A 16,700-nucleotide genomic window follows, 5' to 3' on the forward strand; every position below is an offset into this window, starting at 1 on the left:
CGCAATGGCGAATGCATTGTCTTGTTCATAATATTGAGAAGTTAAGGAATAGTTTACATTAATCCAAGTGCTAAGCCCTTAAACCGCAATAATCCAACGTAATTAACCTCGTAAACACTCTTACAGCTCAATTTAATCAATCATTTATTGAAAAGTTAATAATCTATTTGAATCTCAAGTAAATATAAAATATTGTGTTTTTATAATTAAAATTCGTGCTGAGAATGAGAAATTCCACAGCCTCGTTGGGTTTCTAGGAGTAGTTTTGGATATCGAAGAATACGTGCCTAGCATAGAGGGTACAAAAGACAAAACACATAGAGCTATTCGTGCAGCAATAGGGTTATGTCCTGCAGGTAGCGGAATATTGTTAGAAATTTTTAACATGTTATGGCAACCTCCCGCTGAAGCAAGAGCAGAAAAGTGGATTGCAGATGTTATTGATTCTCTAAATATACTCTCAGAAAAGGTAGACAACATAGAAAACCTGATAATTGATGAAGAATTTCAAAGTTTGTTAATAACCGCTAACCAGCTAGTTTTAAAGCATCATCAGATCGAAAAAATTAAATTTTTTAGTAATGCTGTAGTTAATAGTCTTACAACACCAACTTTGAGTTATGACAAAAAAATTATCTTTATGAACCTTATTGATGAACTAACTGTATCGCATATTAAAATTCTTGAAATGTTACGGAATGGAATTATTTGGGGGGTTGATAAGGAAACAACAGAGTCTCGTTATACTTACTATTTATCTAGGGAGTTATTTAAACTAAAGCCTGATTTAGTGGGAGAAAGTTTGTTTGTTAAAAAAATTGTTCAGGATCTTTCACAGCACAATTTGTATTTTGAATTTAAGTTACTTCTTCCTAATGTTGGTGATGTAGTTAGATCTGGCATTATTACGAATACAGATGCAGGGACAATAGGGTTAGAAATTCCAGTTTCAACCTTACCTGATAAAAAATTTGTGTTTAAGTCTAGTTTGAATGGTTTAGGGCTTGAATTTCTCAATTATATTAGTGAACTAAATCATAGTAAAAAGCCTGAGAAAGGTATTTAAATGAAACTTAGACAGAGGATTAGTTTTTTACTCCACATATTAACCCCATTAGGACGGTGTTATACATTAGAAATATTACAGGTTCTGCTAAGCAGTGTTGGTCAAAAGTAGATTGTTTGCTAACTCACTTTTCAGGTGAGACAAACCATCCTATAAGCCTTCAATAAAGCTCAATCGACATAGTCGCATTAAACAATGTTAATAAACAATACTTGGCTGCTTGATGCTAGTTATTTTAAAGTTTGCCGGCTATTAGTAGCCGGAAAACTTTAGGTCTGATTTGAGATAGGTATTTTCAGCAGCTAAAAATCAAATAAGTTTTGGTCGATAATCAGGTCTCTAGGTCGGCTATTTTTAATACGATTATCTAATGATTTACCTAAACCAATGACATGCTCTTGATAGGTTAATAACACTTCACCTTTATTATTTTTTGTTTCAATGTCATGAATATCACGACCTTGATAATAAAGCTTTGCTTGTTCAGCTGTTAAAGATACCTTGTTATTTGAAGCTTGTTGGCCATAACAAGTCGCAAACTCATGGGTTGCTCTGAAACCTGATTTACGGCCTTTACCAAACTGCTCAGCTACTTTTATGCCTAAACGAGAAAAGCGTAATTCAGTAATTAATGGGATTATATTCTCAGGGAAGATCCAAAATTCATCATCACGTTGGTAGAGAACACCACTGAACTGATTAATTCCAAATTGAGTATTAAAGTAATCTAATAAATTTTTCTTAATGCTTGTTGGTGCAGCTTGAAAAGGAAACTTTCCTAAGCGTTTATTGGCTGGTTCACTTTCAACTAATCCTGTTTTTTGAATGGCTGCAACAAAAAATCCTTCGGTGTCGTATATTTGAGGCCAAATATGTAGAAATCCTTCTTGGGTCAAGGATTGCTCTGCGCCTTCGAATAAGTTTTCAAGCGATAAAAACTTAACTTGTTCAGGGTAGGTTTGTTGAAGTAAATGACAGACTTCTTGGTTTTCTTCCAGGCTTAATGTACAAGTTGAGTAAACCATCACACCGCCTGCTTTAAGTGCTTGAAAAGCGCTTTGTATTAGTGATTTCTGGGTCACTGCAATTGATTCAATTGCACTTTGTTTCCAGTTTTTCATTGCATGTTTATCTTTACGCACGGTTCCTTCACCAGAGCAGGGTGCATCTAATAAAATGGCATCGAATGTATTAGGTAACCATTGACCAAATACTGCCGCATCAAAGTGTGTTAACGCGACGTTTTGGATCCCACATCGTTGTATATTGGCATGTAACATTTTGATACGACTTGATGAGTATTCATTGGCAATCACTAAACCTTGGTGATTAGTCGCTGAAGCAAGTTGCGTTGTTTTTGAGCCGGGTGCAGCGGCGGCATCTAACAAAGTAGACTGATGGTTTGGTTGGAAGTGACTAAGCAATGCAGATACTGGCATCATGGAGCTGGCTTCTTGAATATAAAATAAACCAGCTAAGTGCTCTGCACTATTGCCCAGTGGAATTGATTCATCTTCTATCTCAATCCAAAACCCTTCTTTACACCATGGTACTGGTGTTAATGACCAATGGTGTTTGTCTGCGATAAGTTGGAAGTCTTCAATACTTATTTTAAGTGTGTTAACTCTAATAGCACGACGCAAAGGGCGTCGACATGCGTTAAGCAAATCATCGATATTTAACTGTTCAGGTAAAATACCGATCATTTTATCGATAAAAGCTTGAGGTATAAAAGTATTGTTATCCATTGGGATCCTTACAAAACGCGCACGATTAATGCGCGCAAGATACCATAATCTGATTTTAATTAGGAATGTTAAGTTTCCAATCTAACCAATCTTCATCTAATCCAGACTTTAGTTTAAAGGTTGAGTAGTTTGTTGCTGCTGGTTGTAATGGTTTTTCATCGGTAGTACTCATGCTTATTCCACCTTTTAATAGCGAAGTTAATGAAGCGGCTTTGAGCGCGGCACCGGTTATGCCGATATCGAGGTTAAAGCCAGAGGCAGGCCAAAAAATGCTATTTTCACGAATAAGGTGTGCAAATTCAGGGTAGATGTTAATCATGATCTCTACTCCTGATGCATTGCTATTTAAGCGTTTATCTGTGACCTCTCCGATTTGTATTTGGCGATGATAGATCGGGCTACTAATGTTAGTAGAGCCAGCATTATCTGCATATAAAATGAGTGATAGTCCCACTTTATCTGCATTTAGTAGAGGGGCGGTTGTTTCGCCTTCAAATTGATTTTTTGCCGCGCCTTGCCCTGGTGCTACGTTAATGAATACGCCACTGATCAGTGTTGAAAGGTGTTTGGCTCCGGATAATGAGATATCACTACGCACAACCCAGAAGCGACTGCCTTGCTTTGCAACCTTATCAAAATAATTATCCATAATATCTAAGGTAACGACTACTCGGTTATTTTTATTTAGCGTTAATGCGCTAATTTCGCCTACTTCTAAGCCTTTTAACTTAACTTTATTGCCAACTTTTAAGTCAGAAGCATCGTCATAGAACAAGGTGACTTGTTTTGTGGGCTGTGTTGCATGTTGGTAATTATCATAAAGGCGGTATGTGCCATCTTGGGTTTTATTATTTACCGCATCTGGTAGTAATTCAAGCGCAATGCCGCCCGTTGCGATGGATAAAAGTGATTGAGCGTTAACTTTAATGCCTGATAAACCGGCATCAACGGCAAAGCCACTGACATTCCAAAAGATCGTTTGATCAGTGATTAAGTGTTTAAATTTAGGATTAATATTGATAGTGGTTTGCATCAAACTCGTATCATGCAACGTTAACTCACTGACTTCACCGATAGCGAGTTTATGATAATAAACAGGGGAACCGATACTGACAGAAGGTAACTCTTTACTTAATAATTTGACTTGTAGTGGTGTGGTAAATGCGTCTTTTCCTAATTTCGCCATCTCTTTAGAAGTATACAAATAGAAGCTATGACCTTGTTCAATAGTGCTTGTTGTTTGTTTATCTACTGGCTTTTCATTGTATAAGGCAACACCGCCTTGAATGATGTTTTGGATTGGTTTGCTATTAACTTCAACACCTTGCAAAGACGCTTTAACATTAACGCCACTTAATAAATGAAACTTACTTTGTGAGTTAACAAGGTAATTAAATGCTTGGTTAATTTGCATTGTGACTTGTACATGCTCACTGTCGTTAGTTAAGGTTAAAGCATTAATCTGGCCAATGGTTAAGCCTTTGTATGTTACTGGGGCATTTTCACTTAACCCGTCAGCACTATCTGCTATTAAGGTAAGGCTTAGGTTATCTTGTGACTGAGGTTGATGTGATTGCACCATAAATTGTGTTTTTTGTGCTTCATCAAGATAATGCTCACCATGTGAAAAGCTGATGTAATCACCGGTAATCAAATTGCTTAAGTTCTTTATGTTAGCAAAAGACAGAGAGGCTTGCTCGACCCAAAACTCGGCACTTTCAGTGACTAGTTCACTGAAGGCAGGATTGATGGTCGCTTCTGCAACAAACAACTGGCTGGTGGTGTCGTAACGAATATTATCAACGCGTCCAATGCCGTGGCCTTTAAATAGAATACCCGCTCTTTTCGGTAAATTATTGGTATTATTAAGCTGTAAGGTAATACTCAGCCCTTGTTTGCTGTCTGCAATATTATCAAACAATTGATATATTTGATTCTTTTCAGCAGGCTCCGAGTCATCGGGGCTATTAAACGTAATACCACCGGCAATTAAGGTGGTTAAACTATCTAGTTTAAACTCAACTCCTGAACGCGATAAATTGGCATTCAAACCACTAATATTCCAAAATTTACTCTTTTGTTTTACTAAATTGCTGTATTTTTTCTCTATAAATGCCTGGATATTGACGCGTTTGCCTGATTTATCCAATCTGACACGTGCTATTTCACCCACTTGGATCTTCTTGAAAAATATAGGTGTGCCAATAGTGATGGAATCCGCATTCGTGCTACTTAAATTTAATAATAATGCATTATCAGGAATAGTGATTGGCTGTTCTGCTGTTGCCATAAACTCTGTGGCATCATCACCTTCTCCGGGCAATATATTGATATAACTACCTGAGAATAAGGTATCTAACCCCGTGATAGAGGTTAAAGAGGCTTTAGGTGATACTAACCATAATTTACTTTTCTCTTTTAGAAGGAAGGTCGCATGCGATTCAATTTCAGCGATCACGTTTACCCCATCAACTTCATCTAATTCGACTTTTTTGACGGTACCTACAATAACTCCTTTGTAACGAACTTTGGTTTTATCAACAATGATCCCGCCAGCATTAGTAAAATGAATACTAATTTGAACATTCCGATGGGTAATGTTTTGAATTAGGATCCAAATTGCTAATACTGCTGCGATAAACGGCAAAAACCAAATCGGTGAAATTGATCTTGAAGGAGCAATCACTGGCTGTGAAGTTGAGTCAGTGCTGGAGTTTATATTAGTTGGCATCGAGGTTAGCGTCCCATATTAAGCGAGTATCGAAACTTTGTGCTGCGAATAAGGTAGTGATCACTACCACAGTAAAAGAGGTTGCGGCAATTCCAGGGTATACAGATAAAAAGTTACCTTTATCAAATACGGCCATCATAATTGAAATAACAAACAGATCGAGAATTGACCAGCGTCCTATCCAATCGACAATAGTATAGGCAAGAAGTTGCCTTTTAGGGTTCATCTTCCATTTGAAATGAGCGGCTAAAGATATCACAGCTAAAGCAATGATTTTTAGTACGGGCACTAGCATTGAAGCGACGAATACTATAATCGCGATACCAGTCATTCCTGTAGATACTAAGGTCATGATGCCAGAAAAAATGGTGTCTGGATAAGCTTCATTGTTTTTGAGTAAATACGTTATTGGATAAATGTTAGCGGGAAAGATAAAAATAAACGCAATGCATAATAATGCCCAGGTTTTTTGGATACTGTGCTTCGTTCTCACTGAAATAGGGGTGCCACAATGCGGGCAGTGTGTTTTATTTAGGCTAATGGATGACGCTCGATCACACACTTTACATAGCTGTGTGTCTTGCTGAATCGCACTTAAGCCACTTTTTAATGGTTTATTCATTGGTTAAGAAGTCCCAATAATAAGCATTGCTGTATTCACATATCATACTCATGTTAAGAATTAACAAAGCGACTAAAAAGAATAGTCCATTATCGTAGTAGAGATCAGCATAACTATTTAGTTTGAACAGGGCGACCATGAAGCTGACGATGTAGACTTCTAACATAGACCAGTGAATGAGTAGACTGGTCATTTTAAGCACTGGACTTAATAAGCGAGGGCGCTTATTTAATACAATACAAGCGCTGCTAAAACACATACAAGCCGCAAGTAGCACAGGAGCGACTACGGCACAAAAAATAACTACAAAAGCGACAATAGGCGCAAAATCTATTAATAATAATGCCCCTTGTAATAAGTTAGTTTGTTCAGTCACTCCGAGTAAATGCACGGAAACTAAAGAGAATGAAAAAGCGGGAGGAGCAAGTAATAATGCCGTGAGTGCTAAGGCTAATATTTTCTTGGCATTAGCGGCTTTCGCTTTATACAAAGTGTGTTGACAACGAGCACATTTGGCAACATAACCCTTTGTTAAAACAGGGCGTTCTGAGACTAGGTCGCAGTGCCTACAAATAATTGTATTCATACTTACTTATCAGTAATTTGAGATACTGAATAAGATAGCAAACTAAATATAAGATGACAAAATTTGCATTCTTAAAGTACAAGTAGTACTGTATGTATACCCATGTTATTTTGCTGTGTCCATATTGACTACAGAATTAAAGTGAGTATGGGCATAAACCATCTTTAATTGTTATAACAAAGAGGCCACCGTGGCAGTCATCATTAAATACATTGTAGAAAGAAAGGGTGTTGAAAAAATGACCTTTACCAGTAAGAAAGAAGCCGATGCATACGATAAGATGCTAGATAGCGCTGATCAAATCGCATTATTTCTAAGTGATAGTCCAGTCTCATTGGATGATCAGCAACTGGAAGAGCTAGGTCTATACATAGCGAGTAATAAAGATATAGTACAAAGCCTATTCAAAGGTAATAACTTTGGTACTGAAAAGACTTCTGAAGCAGAAGGTTAATCGGTATTTGATGAGTTAAATATCAACTTCTGATTTATCAAACAAGCTTACTTGTAAAGCCCAATTTTGTTTTTATTTTTTCATAACACTTTTTGACTATGACATTTAAAGTAGCAGATAGACCCGCTTCTCTAATAGAGTAATAAATCCAATCTTGAGGCTTAGGTTTTGAAAATGCGTAATATAAAATTTGCTTTGCGAGTCTTTTTTTATATTTATGCTCTCCCAACCAATGACGATGTTTCTTAATCGCTGTTAGTCTAGACTCATAGTTTTCAATATTAAGTTTAGTTAAGCTACTTATTATTCCACTGTGGTTACCTTGTCGATAATAAAATAAAGGTTGATGTAAATAGTGAATTTTACCGACCTGATTAAGTCGTATATAGATATCCCAATCTACTCCACACTTTAGCGTTTCATCAAAGAGCAAAGGAAGTATTGCTGCTTTAGAAACAATCAGCCCTGACGTGCCACAATATAGGTTACCTAGTCGGAGCTGTTTATCTTCTACAAATTCACCGACATTCGGTTGATGTATTTTTCCTGTCTCTAAATGCTCTAGTGAAGATAAACATGCGATACACTTATATTTTTCAATCGCTTTTATTTGTAATTCAATTTTATTGTCAAACCAAATATCGTCGTCATCTAAATAAGCTATCCATTCACCTTTGGCTAATTTAGTACCTTGGTTCCTAGAATAACCATTACCCATGTTTTTAGTCGATTTATGATAATGAATTCGCTTGTCTTCAAAAGCTGAAATAACAGGTAGTAGATCAGTGGTTGAACAATCATCAACAATGATAATTTCTGTAATAGGGTAGGTTTGGCTCAATACGCTTTTAATCGCGCTTTCTAAATAGTCTGGGCGGTTGTACGCAGGAATAACGGCAGAAACAGAAACATTTATCATGTGCATGACCTTCCATAAAAAACTATTCGGACATTAAACATTATTAGTATGTATCAGTCTCAACACTACCAAAAATATAAGATAAGAGCGAAGACTTAATTTATTTACTATTTCTGCGGTTAAACTTTTGCGATAAGGCTAATTCAGGCTTTTAATATGCTTATTATTTGTCTAGAATGCCTGCTCGTTTTAAATTACTAAAATACATATGCTTTTTGGTTGGAAGCATCACTGTGAGGAAATTAGCATGCCAATTATTACTCTTCCCGATGGAAATCAACGTCAATTCGACAACACTACTTCTATAATGGAAATCGCTGCAGATATCGGCCCAGGCTTAGCAAAAGCTTGTATCGCTGGTCGCGTTAATGGTCAACTTGTTGACGCTTGTGATCCTATTGAAACCGATGCTGAAGTGGCGATCATCACCAGTAAAGATGATGAAGGTTTAGAAATATTACGTCATTCATGTGCTCATTTATTGGGGCATGCAATTAAACAATTGTACCCTGAAGCAAAAATGGCAATCGGTCCTACCATTGATAACGGTTTCTACTACGATGTTGATCTAGACGTAACCATTAATGATGAAGAGTTAGCAAAAATTGAAAAACGCATGCAACAGTTAGTGAAAACTAATTATAACGTTGTGAAAAAGAAAGTAAGCGTTGATGAAGCTATCGCTGTATTTAAAGAACGTAATGAACCATACAAATTAGAGATTCTTGAAGGTATTGATAAAGATGATCGTCCTGGTTTATACCACCACGAAGAATATATCGATATGTGTCGTGGACCACACGTTCCAATGATGAAATTTAGTCAATGGTTTAAATTGATGAAAGTGTCAGGCGCATACTGGCGTGCCGATGCAGACAACAAAATGCTACAGCGTATTTACGGAACGGCTTGGGCGGATAAAAAACAGCTAAATGCTTACTTAAAACGTCTTGAAGAAGCTGCAAAACGTGATCACCGCAAAATTGGTAAGCAGTTAGACCTTTACCATATGCAAGAAGAAGCACCGGGTATGGTGTTCTGGCATCCAAACGGTTGGACTATTTTCCGTGAGCTAGAAAGCTATATTCGTGAACAAACCGTTGCCTTTGGTTACCAAGAAGTAAAAGCACCACAAATTTTAGACCGTTCATTATGGGAAAAGTCTGGTCACTGGGATAAATACAAAGACGGCATGTTCTGTACTTGTAGTGAAAACCGTGATTACGCAATCAAGCCTATGAACTGTCCTGGCCATGTTCAAATCTTTAATCAAGGTCTAAAGTCATACCGTGACTTACCATTGCGTTTATCTGAATTTGGTTCATGTCATCGTAACGAGCCGTCGGGTTCTTTACACGGATTAATGCGTGTTCGTGGTTTTACACAGGATGATGCACATATCTTCTGTACAGAAGAACAAATTCTTGAAGAAGTATCTGCTTGTATCAATATGGTATTTGAATGTTATAAAACATTCGGATTTGAAGATATTGTGGTTAAGTTATCTACTCGCCCAGAAAAACGTGTTGGTGATGATGCAACATGGGATAAATCTGAAGCAGCATTAGCACATGCACTAGATGAAAATGGTGTTAAATTCGAGTATTTACCAGGAGAGGGTGCTTTCTATGGTCCAAAAATCGAATTTACTTTATATGATTGTTTAGGTCGTGCGTGGCAATGTGGTACAATACAGTTAGACTTCTCAATGCCAGGTCGTTTAGACGCCACTTATGTGGGCGAAGATAACGAACGTCATACGCCTGTTATGATTCACCGAGCGATTTTAGGTTCTTTAGAACGTTTCATCGGTATTTTAACAGAAGAGTATGCGGGTATTTATCCAACTTGGTTATCACCTCAACAGGTGGTTGTAATGAATATTACTGATAAACAGTCTGATTTTGTTACAGAAGTAGTCAATAAAATGAAAAAAATGGGTATTAGAGCCATTTCGGACTTGAGAAATGAGAAGATAGGCTTTAAAATCCGCGAGCATACATTAAAGCGTGTTCCATACTTACTCGTAATCGGCGACCAAGAGGTTGAAGCGAACGAAGTAGCAGTAAGAACACGTAAGGGTGATGACCTTGGTAAAATGCAGGTTGATAATTTCATCGACCATGTGAAACAAGAAATCATCTCCCGCTCATAACATTAATTACTTGGAGGAATTTGTTATAAAAGGTGCAAAAAAAGCCCCGCAAACGGGCAACAAACATCGTTTAAACGATGAAATAACTGGTACTGAAGTACGTCTTTCTGACGCAGAAGGCAAACCTGTTGGTATTGTTTCTTTAGAAGAAGCTAAAGATATGGCATTTGAAGCAGATCTGGATTTAGTTGAAATCAGTCCAAACGCTGAGCCGCCAGTTTGTCGCATCATGAACTATGGCAAATTTCTCTTTGAAAAGAGTAAATCCGTTAAAGAACAACGGAAGAATCAGAAACAGGTTCAGTTGAAGGAAATAAAATTCCGTCCTGGGACTGATGATGGCGACTATCAGGTAAAACTACGCAGCCTGGTTCGCTTTCTTGAAGAGGGTAACAAAGCCAAAGTAACGCTACGTTTTCGTGGTCGTGAAATGGCGCATCAATCACTTGGGATGGAATTATTAAATCGCGTTAAAAACGATTTAGTAGAAATCTCGACTGTCGAATCTTTCCCTAAGTTGGAAGGTCGTCAAATGGTGATGGTACTTGGCCCTAAACGTGCTAGCTAAGGCATAAAGAAGTATTGAAGTGCGAATATGAAAGTATTCACATTATTTACTCGCCTTACTGGTTTAATTTAAATATTTTAACAATGCGGAGTTCGCAATGCCTAAAATGAAATCTAACAAAGGTGCTGCAAAGCGCTTTAAAAAGACTGCTTCTGGTGGTTTTAAACGTAAGCAATCTCACTTACGTCATATCCTTACTAAGAAATCTACTAAACGTAAACGCCACCTACGTGCTCAAAGCATGGTAGCAAAAGTAGACGTACCTAGTATTAACAGAATGTTACCATTCGCTTAAGTAAGGAATATATAAAATGCCAAGAGTAAAACGCGGTGTACAAGCTCGTGCACGCCATAAAAAAGTCTTAAAACAAGCTAAAGGTTATTACGGAGCTCGCTCACGTGTTTATCGCGTAGCAGTTCAAGCAGTAACTAAAGCTGGTCAATACGCTTACCGTGACCGTCGTCAACGTAAACGTCAGTTCCGTCAACTATGGATTGCACGTATTAACGCTGCATCTCGTTTAAGCGGATTATCTTACAGCCGTTTCATCAATGGTCTTAAAAAGGCTTCTGTTGAAATCGATCGTAAGATCTTAGCTGATATTGCTGTATTTGATAAAGCAACATTTGCACATTTAGTAGAAGTTGCTAAAAAAGCGCTAGCTTAATCATTATTGATTAACTGTATTGAAGGGGAGGCATTTATGTCTCCTTTTTTTTGTCTAAAATTTGCCTTTACACTTCATTAATACCAACCCCAGCAACTAATATCTTTTCGTCGATTGTTCAACAGGCGATGAAGAAAATCAATCTTCGAAATGTTTTAAAGTAAGCCATTTTTTCTGAGCAAAATCTAGCGCACTGATTTAATATAATTACGAGAACAAACCTCTTAATTTAACACTCCTATATATAATTTAACCTATCTTATTCGTTTGTCTCTTTTAAATAGCAGGAATATGACAGCTGTAATATAACTGTCACAAAAGAGAAATATAATCTTCGCCATCAATTATGTTGGAGATAGTAAATGGAACGTGATTTAGCGACCACGCTACAAGCGAATAAAAAGCGAGTGGTTAAGGATAAATTAGTCAAATATGGGGTAACAACAGGCGGCTCGTTAGTGCTGGTCACGTTGTTGCTAATTTTCGGGTACCTTTTATACGTGGTTTTACCTATTTTTGCGCCGGTAAGTATTGAAGAAACCCAATCCTTTCAACGTAAAGACGCGACACCTATTTATGCTCAGGGTATAGATGAACAAAACGAAGTTGCTTACCAAATGGATGAGCAAGGTTTATTGCGGTTTTATTCCTTGAGAGATGATGATTTAGGTCAGACTTTACTCCAATATCAAGCCTTTGAAGATACTAACGAGATAACTAAAACAATGCCTGCAAAAGGCATTTTTGCGTTAACTAATATGAAAGGTGAAGTGAAAATAGTTAAACCTAGTTTCGGAACTACCTACCCAAATGATAAACGTTTAATTACACCTGAATTGGATTTTCCTTTGGGAGAAGATGTTTTTGTTGTTTCAGAAAATCAACAACCTTTACATCATTTAGCCTTTGAAATGAACGAAGAGAACGCGGGTATTGCTGCGGTAAATACTGATGGTGAAGGTGTCTACATGCTCATCTCAGGTGAAGAAAACTTCATGACGGGTGACGTTGAATGGTCTCAAGAGTTATTTACATTACCCGGTTTTCCAAACAAGGTTGACCAGTTATTGTTAACGCCTAATCTACGTAAATTATTTGTACGTAGCGCTAATGACCTAATGGTCTACGACATTAGTGATACCGATGATATCCATATTGAGTCGGCGTTTAAAGTGAATGCTAAAGGCAGTAACGTTAATAATGTTCAGTTACTTACTGGTGCAAGCTCATTATTAGTAGCGAATGAAAATGGTGTGATTAGCCAGTGGTTCGAAGTGTTAGGTGAAAATAAACGTGAATTTACTTTTATTCGTGATTTTAAAGCGCCAGCTAAAGTGACTCATATTGTTCCTGAGTTTTACCGTAAAGGATTCTTAACAACCACTGAAGCAGGTGAGTTGTCGATTTTCCATACAACAGGTGAGACTGAATTATTAACTGAGTCTATCTCTAAAGCAGGTGCGTTGAATATTGCTATCTCTCCACGTGCTAATGCAATTCTAGTATCAGATAAAGACGTTATCAAACTGTACTCTGTTGATAATGAACATCCTGAAATTACATGGTCAGCACTATGGCAGGAAGTTTGGTATGAGGGTTATCCAGAGCCACAATATATCTGGCAGTCAACCTCTGCAAGTGATGATTTTGAAGCAAAAATGAGTTTAGTGCCTATTTCATTCGGTACTATCAAAGCTGCTTTTTATGCCATGTTATTTGCGGTACCTATTGCTATATCAGCGGCGATTTACACGGCATACTTCATGTCTCCGGGGATTCGTTCTTACATCAAACCAACCGTTGAAATCATGGAAGCATTACCAACGGTTATCCTAGGTTTCTTAGCAGGGCTATGGTTAGCACCAATCGTTGAAAATCAGTTACCGGGTATTATTCTTCTATTAATTACTTTACCAGCCAGTATTTTAGTGGCTGCGATAATTTGGACGAATTTACCTAAATCAATGAGCGATAAAGTCAGTGAAGGTGTGTTACCACTGGTACTACTTCCTATCTTAGTGGCGACTGGTTACTTCTCAATGGCCTTTAGTGAAACCTTGGAGTTATGGTTATTTAACGGAGATACACGTGTCTTCTTAACCAATGACCTAGGCATCAACTTTGACCAACGTAACTCATTAATCGTAGGTATTGCGATGGGCTTTGCGGTTATTCCAACTATATTCTCAATTGCTGAAGATGCCATTTTCAGTGTGCCTAAAAGTTTAACCATGGGTTCACTGGCATTAGGTGCGACGCGCTGGCAGACATTGGCTAAAGTGGTTATTTTAACTGCTAGTCCAGGTATTTTCTCTGCCGTTATGATGGGTATGGGACGTGCTGTGGGTGAAACAATGATTGTATTAATGGCAACAGGTAACACACCTATTATGGATTGGAATATATTCGAAGGTATGCGTACGTTATCGGCTAACATCGCCGTAGAAATGCCAGAGTCAGAAGTAGGTAGTTCACATTATCGCGTATTGTTCCTTGCTGCATTTGTGCTGTTTATCTTCACCTTCTTCTTCAACACGGTCGCTGAGTTTGTTCGTCAGCGTCTGCGTGAAAAATATTCAAGCCTATAAATAGGAGTTAGTTATTATGGGTAAATGGTTTAAATCAGGCACACCGTGGATTTGGATGACGGGTGGTGCTGTAAGTTTGAGTTTAATCGCAGTAATTGGGTTAATTTTATTAATAGGTTGGAGAGGGTTAAGTTTCTTCTGGCCTGCCACTGTGTATGAGTTTTCAATTGAAAATCAGCAGGCAGAAAAGTCGGTATTAATCGGTGAAATTTACGATACTGAACATGTATTAAAGCAACAACTGATCGATGGTGGCGTGACTGGGTTAGAAGATGAAGCTGATTCATTAGATCGCTTCTTACTTAAAATTGGTAACCGTGAATATGTTGATTTAGATTTCCAATGGATTCTAGAAACTTATATTAAAGATAAAAAAGTAGCACATGATATTGTGGTCTTTGAACGTACTAAAAATGGTAATTTCTACGGATATCTAGAGGCGTTGAAAGAGGGTGAACAAACCTTACCACTTACTAAAGATCAGTTAATTGATGAGCTACATGTTCGATTAGACCGAGCACTTGAGTTTCGTGATAAAGAGCACGATTTATTAACCGGTGATATTGGCCGAATCAATAATGACCTAGCGAATATTCGTCTAGAGCAACGTAAAGTTGAATTAGATGGTGAATTAACCGAGGCTAAAATTGCTGAGTTTAAAGCACAAAGTGATGCATTACGTGCTGAATACTTAGGCCTAGAGAATGAGTTATTTGGTTACCGTGACCAAGCTAAACGCGATACTGTCGTTGTAAAAGACATGACAGGGCGCTCGGTGAGCATGCCGTTATCTTATGTATTAGATTTTTATCAACCAAACGATATGAGCTTCTTACAAAAGATAGGTCATTGGTTACACCAGGTTTACAAATTTGTACATGATGACCCACGTGAAGCGAATACAGAAGGTGGTGTTTTTCCTGCTATCTTTGGTACGGTATTCATGGTGATGCTAATGGCGGTCATTGTGACACCATTTGGTGTAGTTGCCGCTATCTACTTACATGAGTATGCAGGTAAAAACAGTATCACTAAATTCATTCGTATCGCGGTAATTAATTTATCGGGTGTACCTTCAATTGTATACGGTGTATTTGGTTTAGGTTTCTTTGTTTATATCTTGGGTGGCAGTATCGATCAGCTACTTTACCCAGAAGCGTTACCATCACCGACTTTTGGTTCACCGGGTGTGTTATGGGCAGCGTTAACATTGGCTATACTTACTTTACCTGTTGTGATTGTATCAACAGAAGAGGGTTTAAGCCGCATTCCAAGTACATTACGTGAAGGTTCATTAGCACTAGGTGCTACAAAATCAGAAACCCTATGGAGAATTGTTATTCCAATGGCTAGTCCTGCGATTATGACAGGTCTTATTTTAGCGGTAGCACGTGCTGCCGGTGAAGTTGCACCATTGATGCTGGTAGGGGTGGTAAAAATTGCACCGACATTACCCGTTGATGGCAACTTCCCATACTTGCACTTAGAAAGAAAATTCATGCACCTTGGTTTCCATATCTATGATGTTGGTTTCCAAAGCCCGAATGTAGAAGCGGCACGTCCATTAGTTTATGCAACGTCATTCTTACTAGTGACAGTGATTATCGGCCTAAACTTAGCAGCTATCGCAATTCGTAATAATTTACGTGAAAAATACAGAGCATTAGAACATTAATAGGTAAAAGTGATTAAACAGTTAACACTAACTATTAACGTATTAGACATTACAAAATCACGCACATTAGTGTGCGTGAATAAAGAGTAGGAATGACAATGATTGATTTATCAAACTTAAACGCGAAAACAAATGATTTAAATACGCTAACGCCTGAGAATACAGCGTTAGAAATTAAAAACTTAAACCTGTTTTACGGTGATAAACAAGCTCTTCACAACGTATCAATGAAAATACCGAAAGGTAAAGTAACTGCGTTTATCGGCCCATCAGGTTGTGGTAAATCCACGTTACTACGTTGTATTAACCGTATGAATGACCTAGTGGAAATCTGTCGTGTGGATGGCAATATCGAACTACAAGGCATTAACATTTACGATAAGTCAGTTGATGTAGCATCACTACGCCGCCGTATCGGTATGGTATTCCAGCGTCCGAACCCATTTCCAAAGTCTATTTATGAGAATGTCGTATACGGTTTACGCCTTCAGGGGATTAATGACCGTCGTACATTAGACGAAGCATGTGAAACGTCTTTACGTGGTGCAGCATTATGGAATGAAGTTAAAGATCGTTTGCATGATAATGCATTTGGTTTATCAGGCGGTCAGCAACAACGTCTTGTTATTGCACGTGCGATTGCTATCGGGCCAGAAGTCTTATTACTTGATGAACCAACATCAGCACTAGATCCAATCTCAACGTTAACTGTTGAAGAGCTGATTACTGAACTAAAGAAAAAATTCACGGTTGTGATTGTAACGCATAACATGCAGCAGGCAGCACGTGTGTCAGACCAAACAGCATTCATGTATATGGGTAAGCTAATTGAATATTCTGATACAAATACACTATTTACTTCACCAAAACAAAAACAAACAGAAGATTACATTACCGGACGTTACGGTTAAATAAGGAGC

Annotated in this window: 14 protein-coding genes; 9 read left to right on the forward strand and 5 right to left on the reverse strand. The window is 37.8% G+C overall.

The window, feature by feature from the left end; genetic code table 11:
* Positions 1-265: 265 nt before the first annotated feature.
* A complete protein-coding gene (locus AC0L3W_RS03700) occupies positions 266-1,066 on the forward strand; it encodes a hypothetical protein (RefSeq protein ID WP_409439648.1) in 801 nt (266 codons plus the stop codon).
* Between the two features lie 302 nt (positions 1,067-1,368).
* On the opposite strand, the gene rsmF is transcribed toward AC0L3W_RS03700, so the two are convergent.
* From rsmF to AC0L3W_RS03720, 4 genes are read right to left on the reverse strand one after another with little or no spacing between them, the layout of a single operon-like run.
* A complete protein-coding gene (rsmF, locus tag AC0L3W_RS03705) occupies positions 1,369-2,814 on the reverse strand; it encodes a 16S rRNA (cytosine(1407)-C(5))-methyltransferase RsmF (RefSeq protein ID WP_409439647.1) in 1,446 nt (481 codons plus the stop codon).
* 55 nt (positions 2,815-2,869) lie between these two features.
* On the reverse strand, positions 2,870-5,545 hold the full coding sequence (locus AC0L3W_RS03710; protein WP_409439646.1) for a PqiB family protein: 2,676 nt from the start codon (positions 5,543-5,545) through the stop codon (positions 2,870-2,872).
* Positions 5,535-6,167: a paraquat-inducible protein A gene (locus tag AC0L3W_RS03715; RefSeq protein WP_409439645.1), complete on the reverse strand. Its 633-nt coding sequence runs from the start codon at positions 6,165-6,167 to the stop codon at positions 5,535-5,537. Before AC0L3W_RS03715 ends, AC0L3W_RS03710 begins: the two co-directional genes overlap by 11 nt.
* Positions 6,160-6,753, reverse strand: a complete 594-nt coding sequence (locus tag AC0L3W_RS03720; RefSeq protein ID WP_409439644.1) for a paraquat-inducible protein A — start codon at positions 6,751-6,753, stop codon at positions 6,160-6,162. The genes AC0L3W_RS03715 and AC0L3W_RS03720 overlap by 8 nt, the downstream gene beginning before the upstream one ends.
* A 190-nt stretch (positions 6,754-6,943) precedes the next feature.
* Here AC0L3W_RS03720 and AC0L3W_RS03725 point away from each other — a divergent pair, with 190 nt between their 5' ends.
* Complete coding sequence (locus tag AC0L3W_RS03725) at positions 6,944-7,207, forward strand: YebG family protein (RefSeq protein ID WP_409439643.1); 264 nt, start codon at positions 6,944-6,946, stop codon at positions 7,205-7,207.
* A gap of 37 nt (positions 7,208-7,244) precedes the next feature.
* Here AC0L3W_RS03725 and AC0L3W_RS03730 read toward each other — a convergent pair whose 3' ends face one another.
* The gene (locus AC0L3W_RS03730) at positions 7,245-8,126 is read right to left on the reverse strand and encodes a glycosyltransferase family 2 protein (protein ID WP_409439642.1); all 882 of its coding nucleotides are present in this window, start codon (positions 8,124-8,126) and stop codon (positions 7,245-7,247) included.
* Positions 8,127-8,373: 247 nt separating this feature from the next.
* On the opposite strand from AC0L3W_RS03730, the gene thrS reads away from it, so the two are divergent.
* The 7 genes from thrS (at position 8,374) to pstB (ending at position 16,691) form a co-directional block, all read left to right on the forward strand.
* Positions 8,374-10,281 carry a threonine--tRNA ligase gene (thrS, locus tag AC0L3W_RS03735; RefSeq protein ID WP_290039211.1) on the forward strand — a complete coding sequence of 636 codons (1,908 nt, stop codon included), beginning with the start codon at positions 8,374-8,376 and terminating at the stop codon, positions 10,279-10,281.
* Between the two features lie 10 nt (positions 10,282-10,291).
* On the forward strand, positions 10,292-10,849 hold the full coding sequence (gene infC, locus AC0L3W_RS03740) for a translation initiation factor IF-3 (RefSeq protein WP_290039212.1): 558 nt from the start codon (positions 10,292-10,294) through the stop codon (positions 10,847-10,849).
* Between the two features lie 97 nt (positions 10,850-10,946).
* Positions 10,947-11,144 (forward strand): 50S ribosomal protein L35, encoded by a 198-nt coding sequence (rpmI, locus tag AC0L3W_RS03745; protein WP_025564055.1) that lies wholly within the window; start codon positions 10,947-10,949, stop codon positions 11,142-11,144.
* A gap of 16 nt (positions 11,145-11,160) precedes the next feature.
* Positions 11,161-11,517: a 50S ribosomal protein L20 gene (gene rplT, locus AC0L3W_RS03750; RefSeq protein ID WP_028862951.1), complete on the forward strand. Its 357-nt coding sequence runs from the start codon at positions 11,161-11,163 to the stop codon at positions 11,515-11,517.
* A 362-nt stretch (positions 11,518-11,879) separates the two neighbouring features.
* Positions 11,880-14,105, forward strand: a complete 2,226-nt coding sequence (locus AC0L3W_RS03755; RefSeq protein ID WP_290039213.1) for an ABC transporter permease subunit — start codon at positions 11,880-11,882, stop codon at positions 14,103-14,105.
* A gap of 16 nt (positions 14,106-14,121) precedes the next feature.
* Complete coding sequence (gene pstA, locus AC0L3W_RS03760; RefSeq protein WP_473574578.1) at positions 14,122-15,780, forward strand: phosphate ABC transporter permease PstA; 1,659 nt, start codon at positions 14,122-14,124, stop codon at positions 15,778-15,780.
* Between the two features lie 92 nt (positions 15,781-15,872).
* Entirely contained in the window at positions 15,873-16,691 is an 819-nt protein-coding gene (gene pstB / locus AC0L3W_RS03765) for a phosphate ABC transporter ATP-binding protein PstB (RefSeq protein ID WP_473574580.1), read from the forward strand.
* Positions 16,692-16,700: the final 9 nt, after the last annotated feature.

The organism is Psychromonas sp. KJ10-5 (assembly GCF_055808325.1).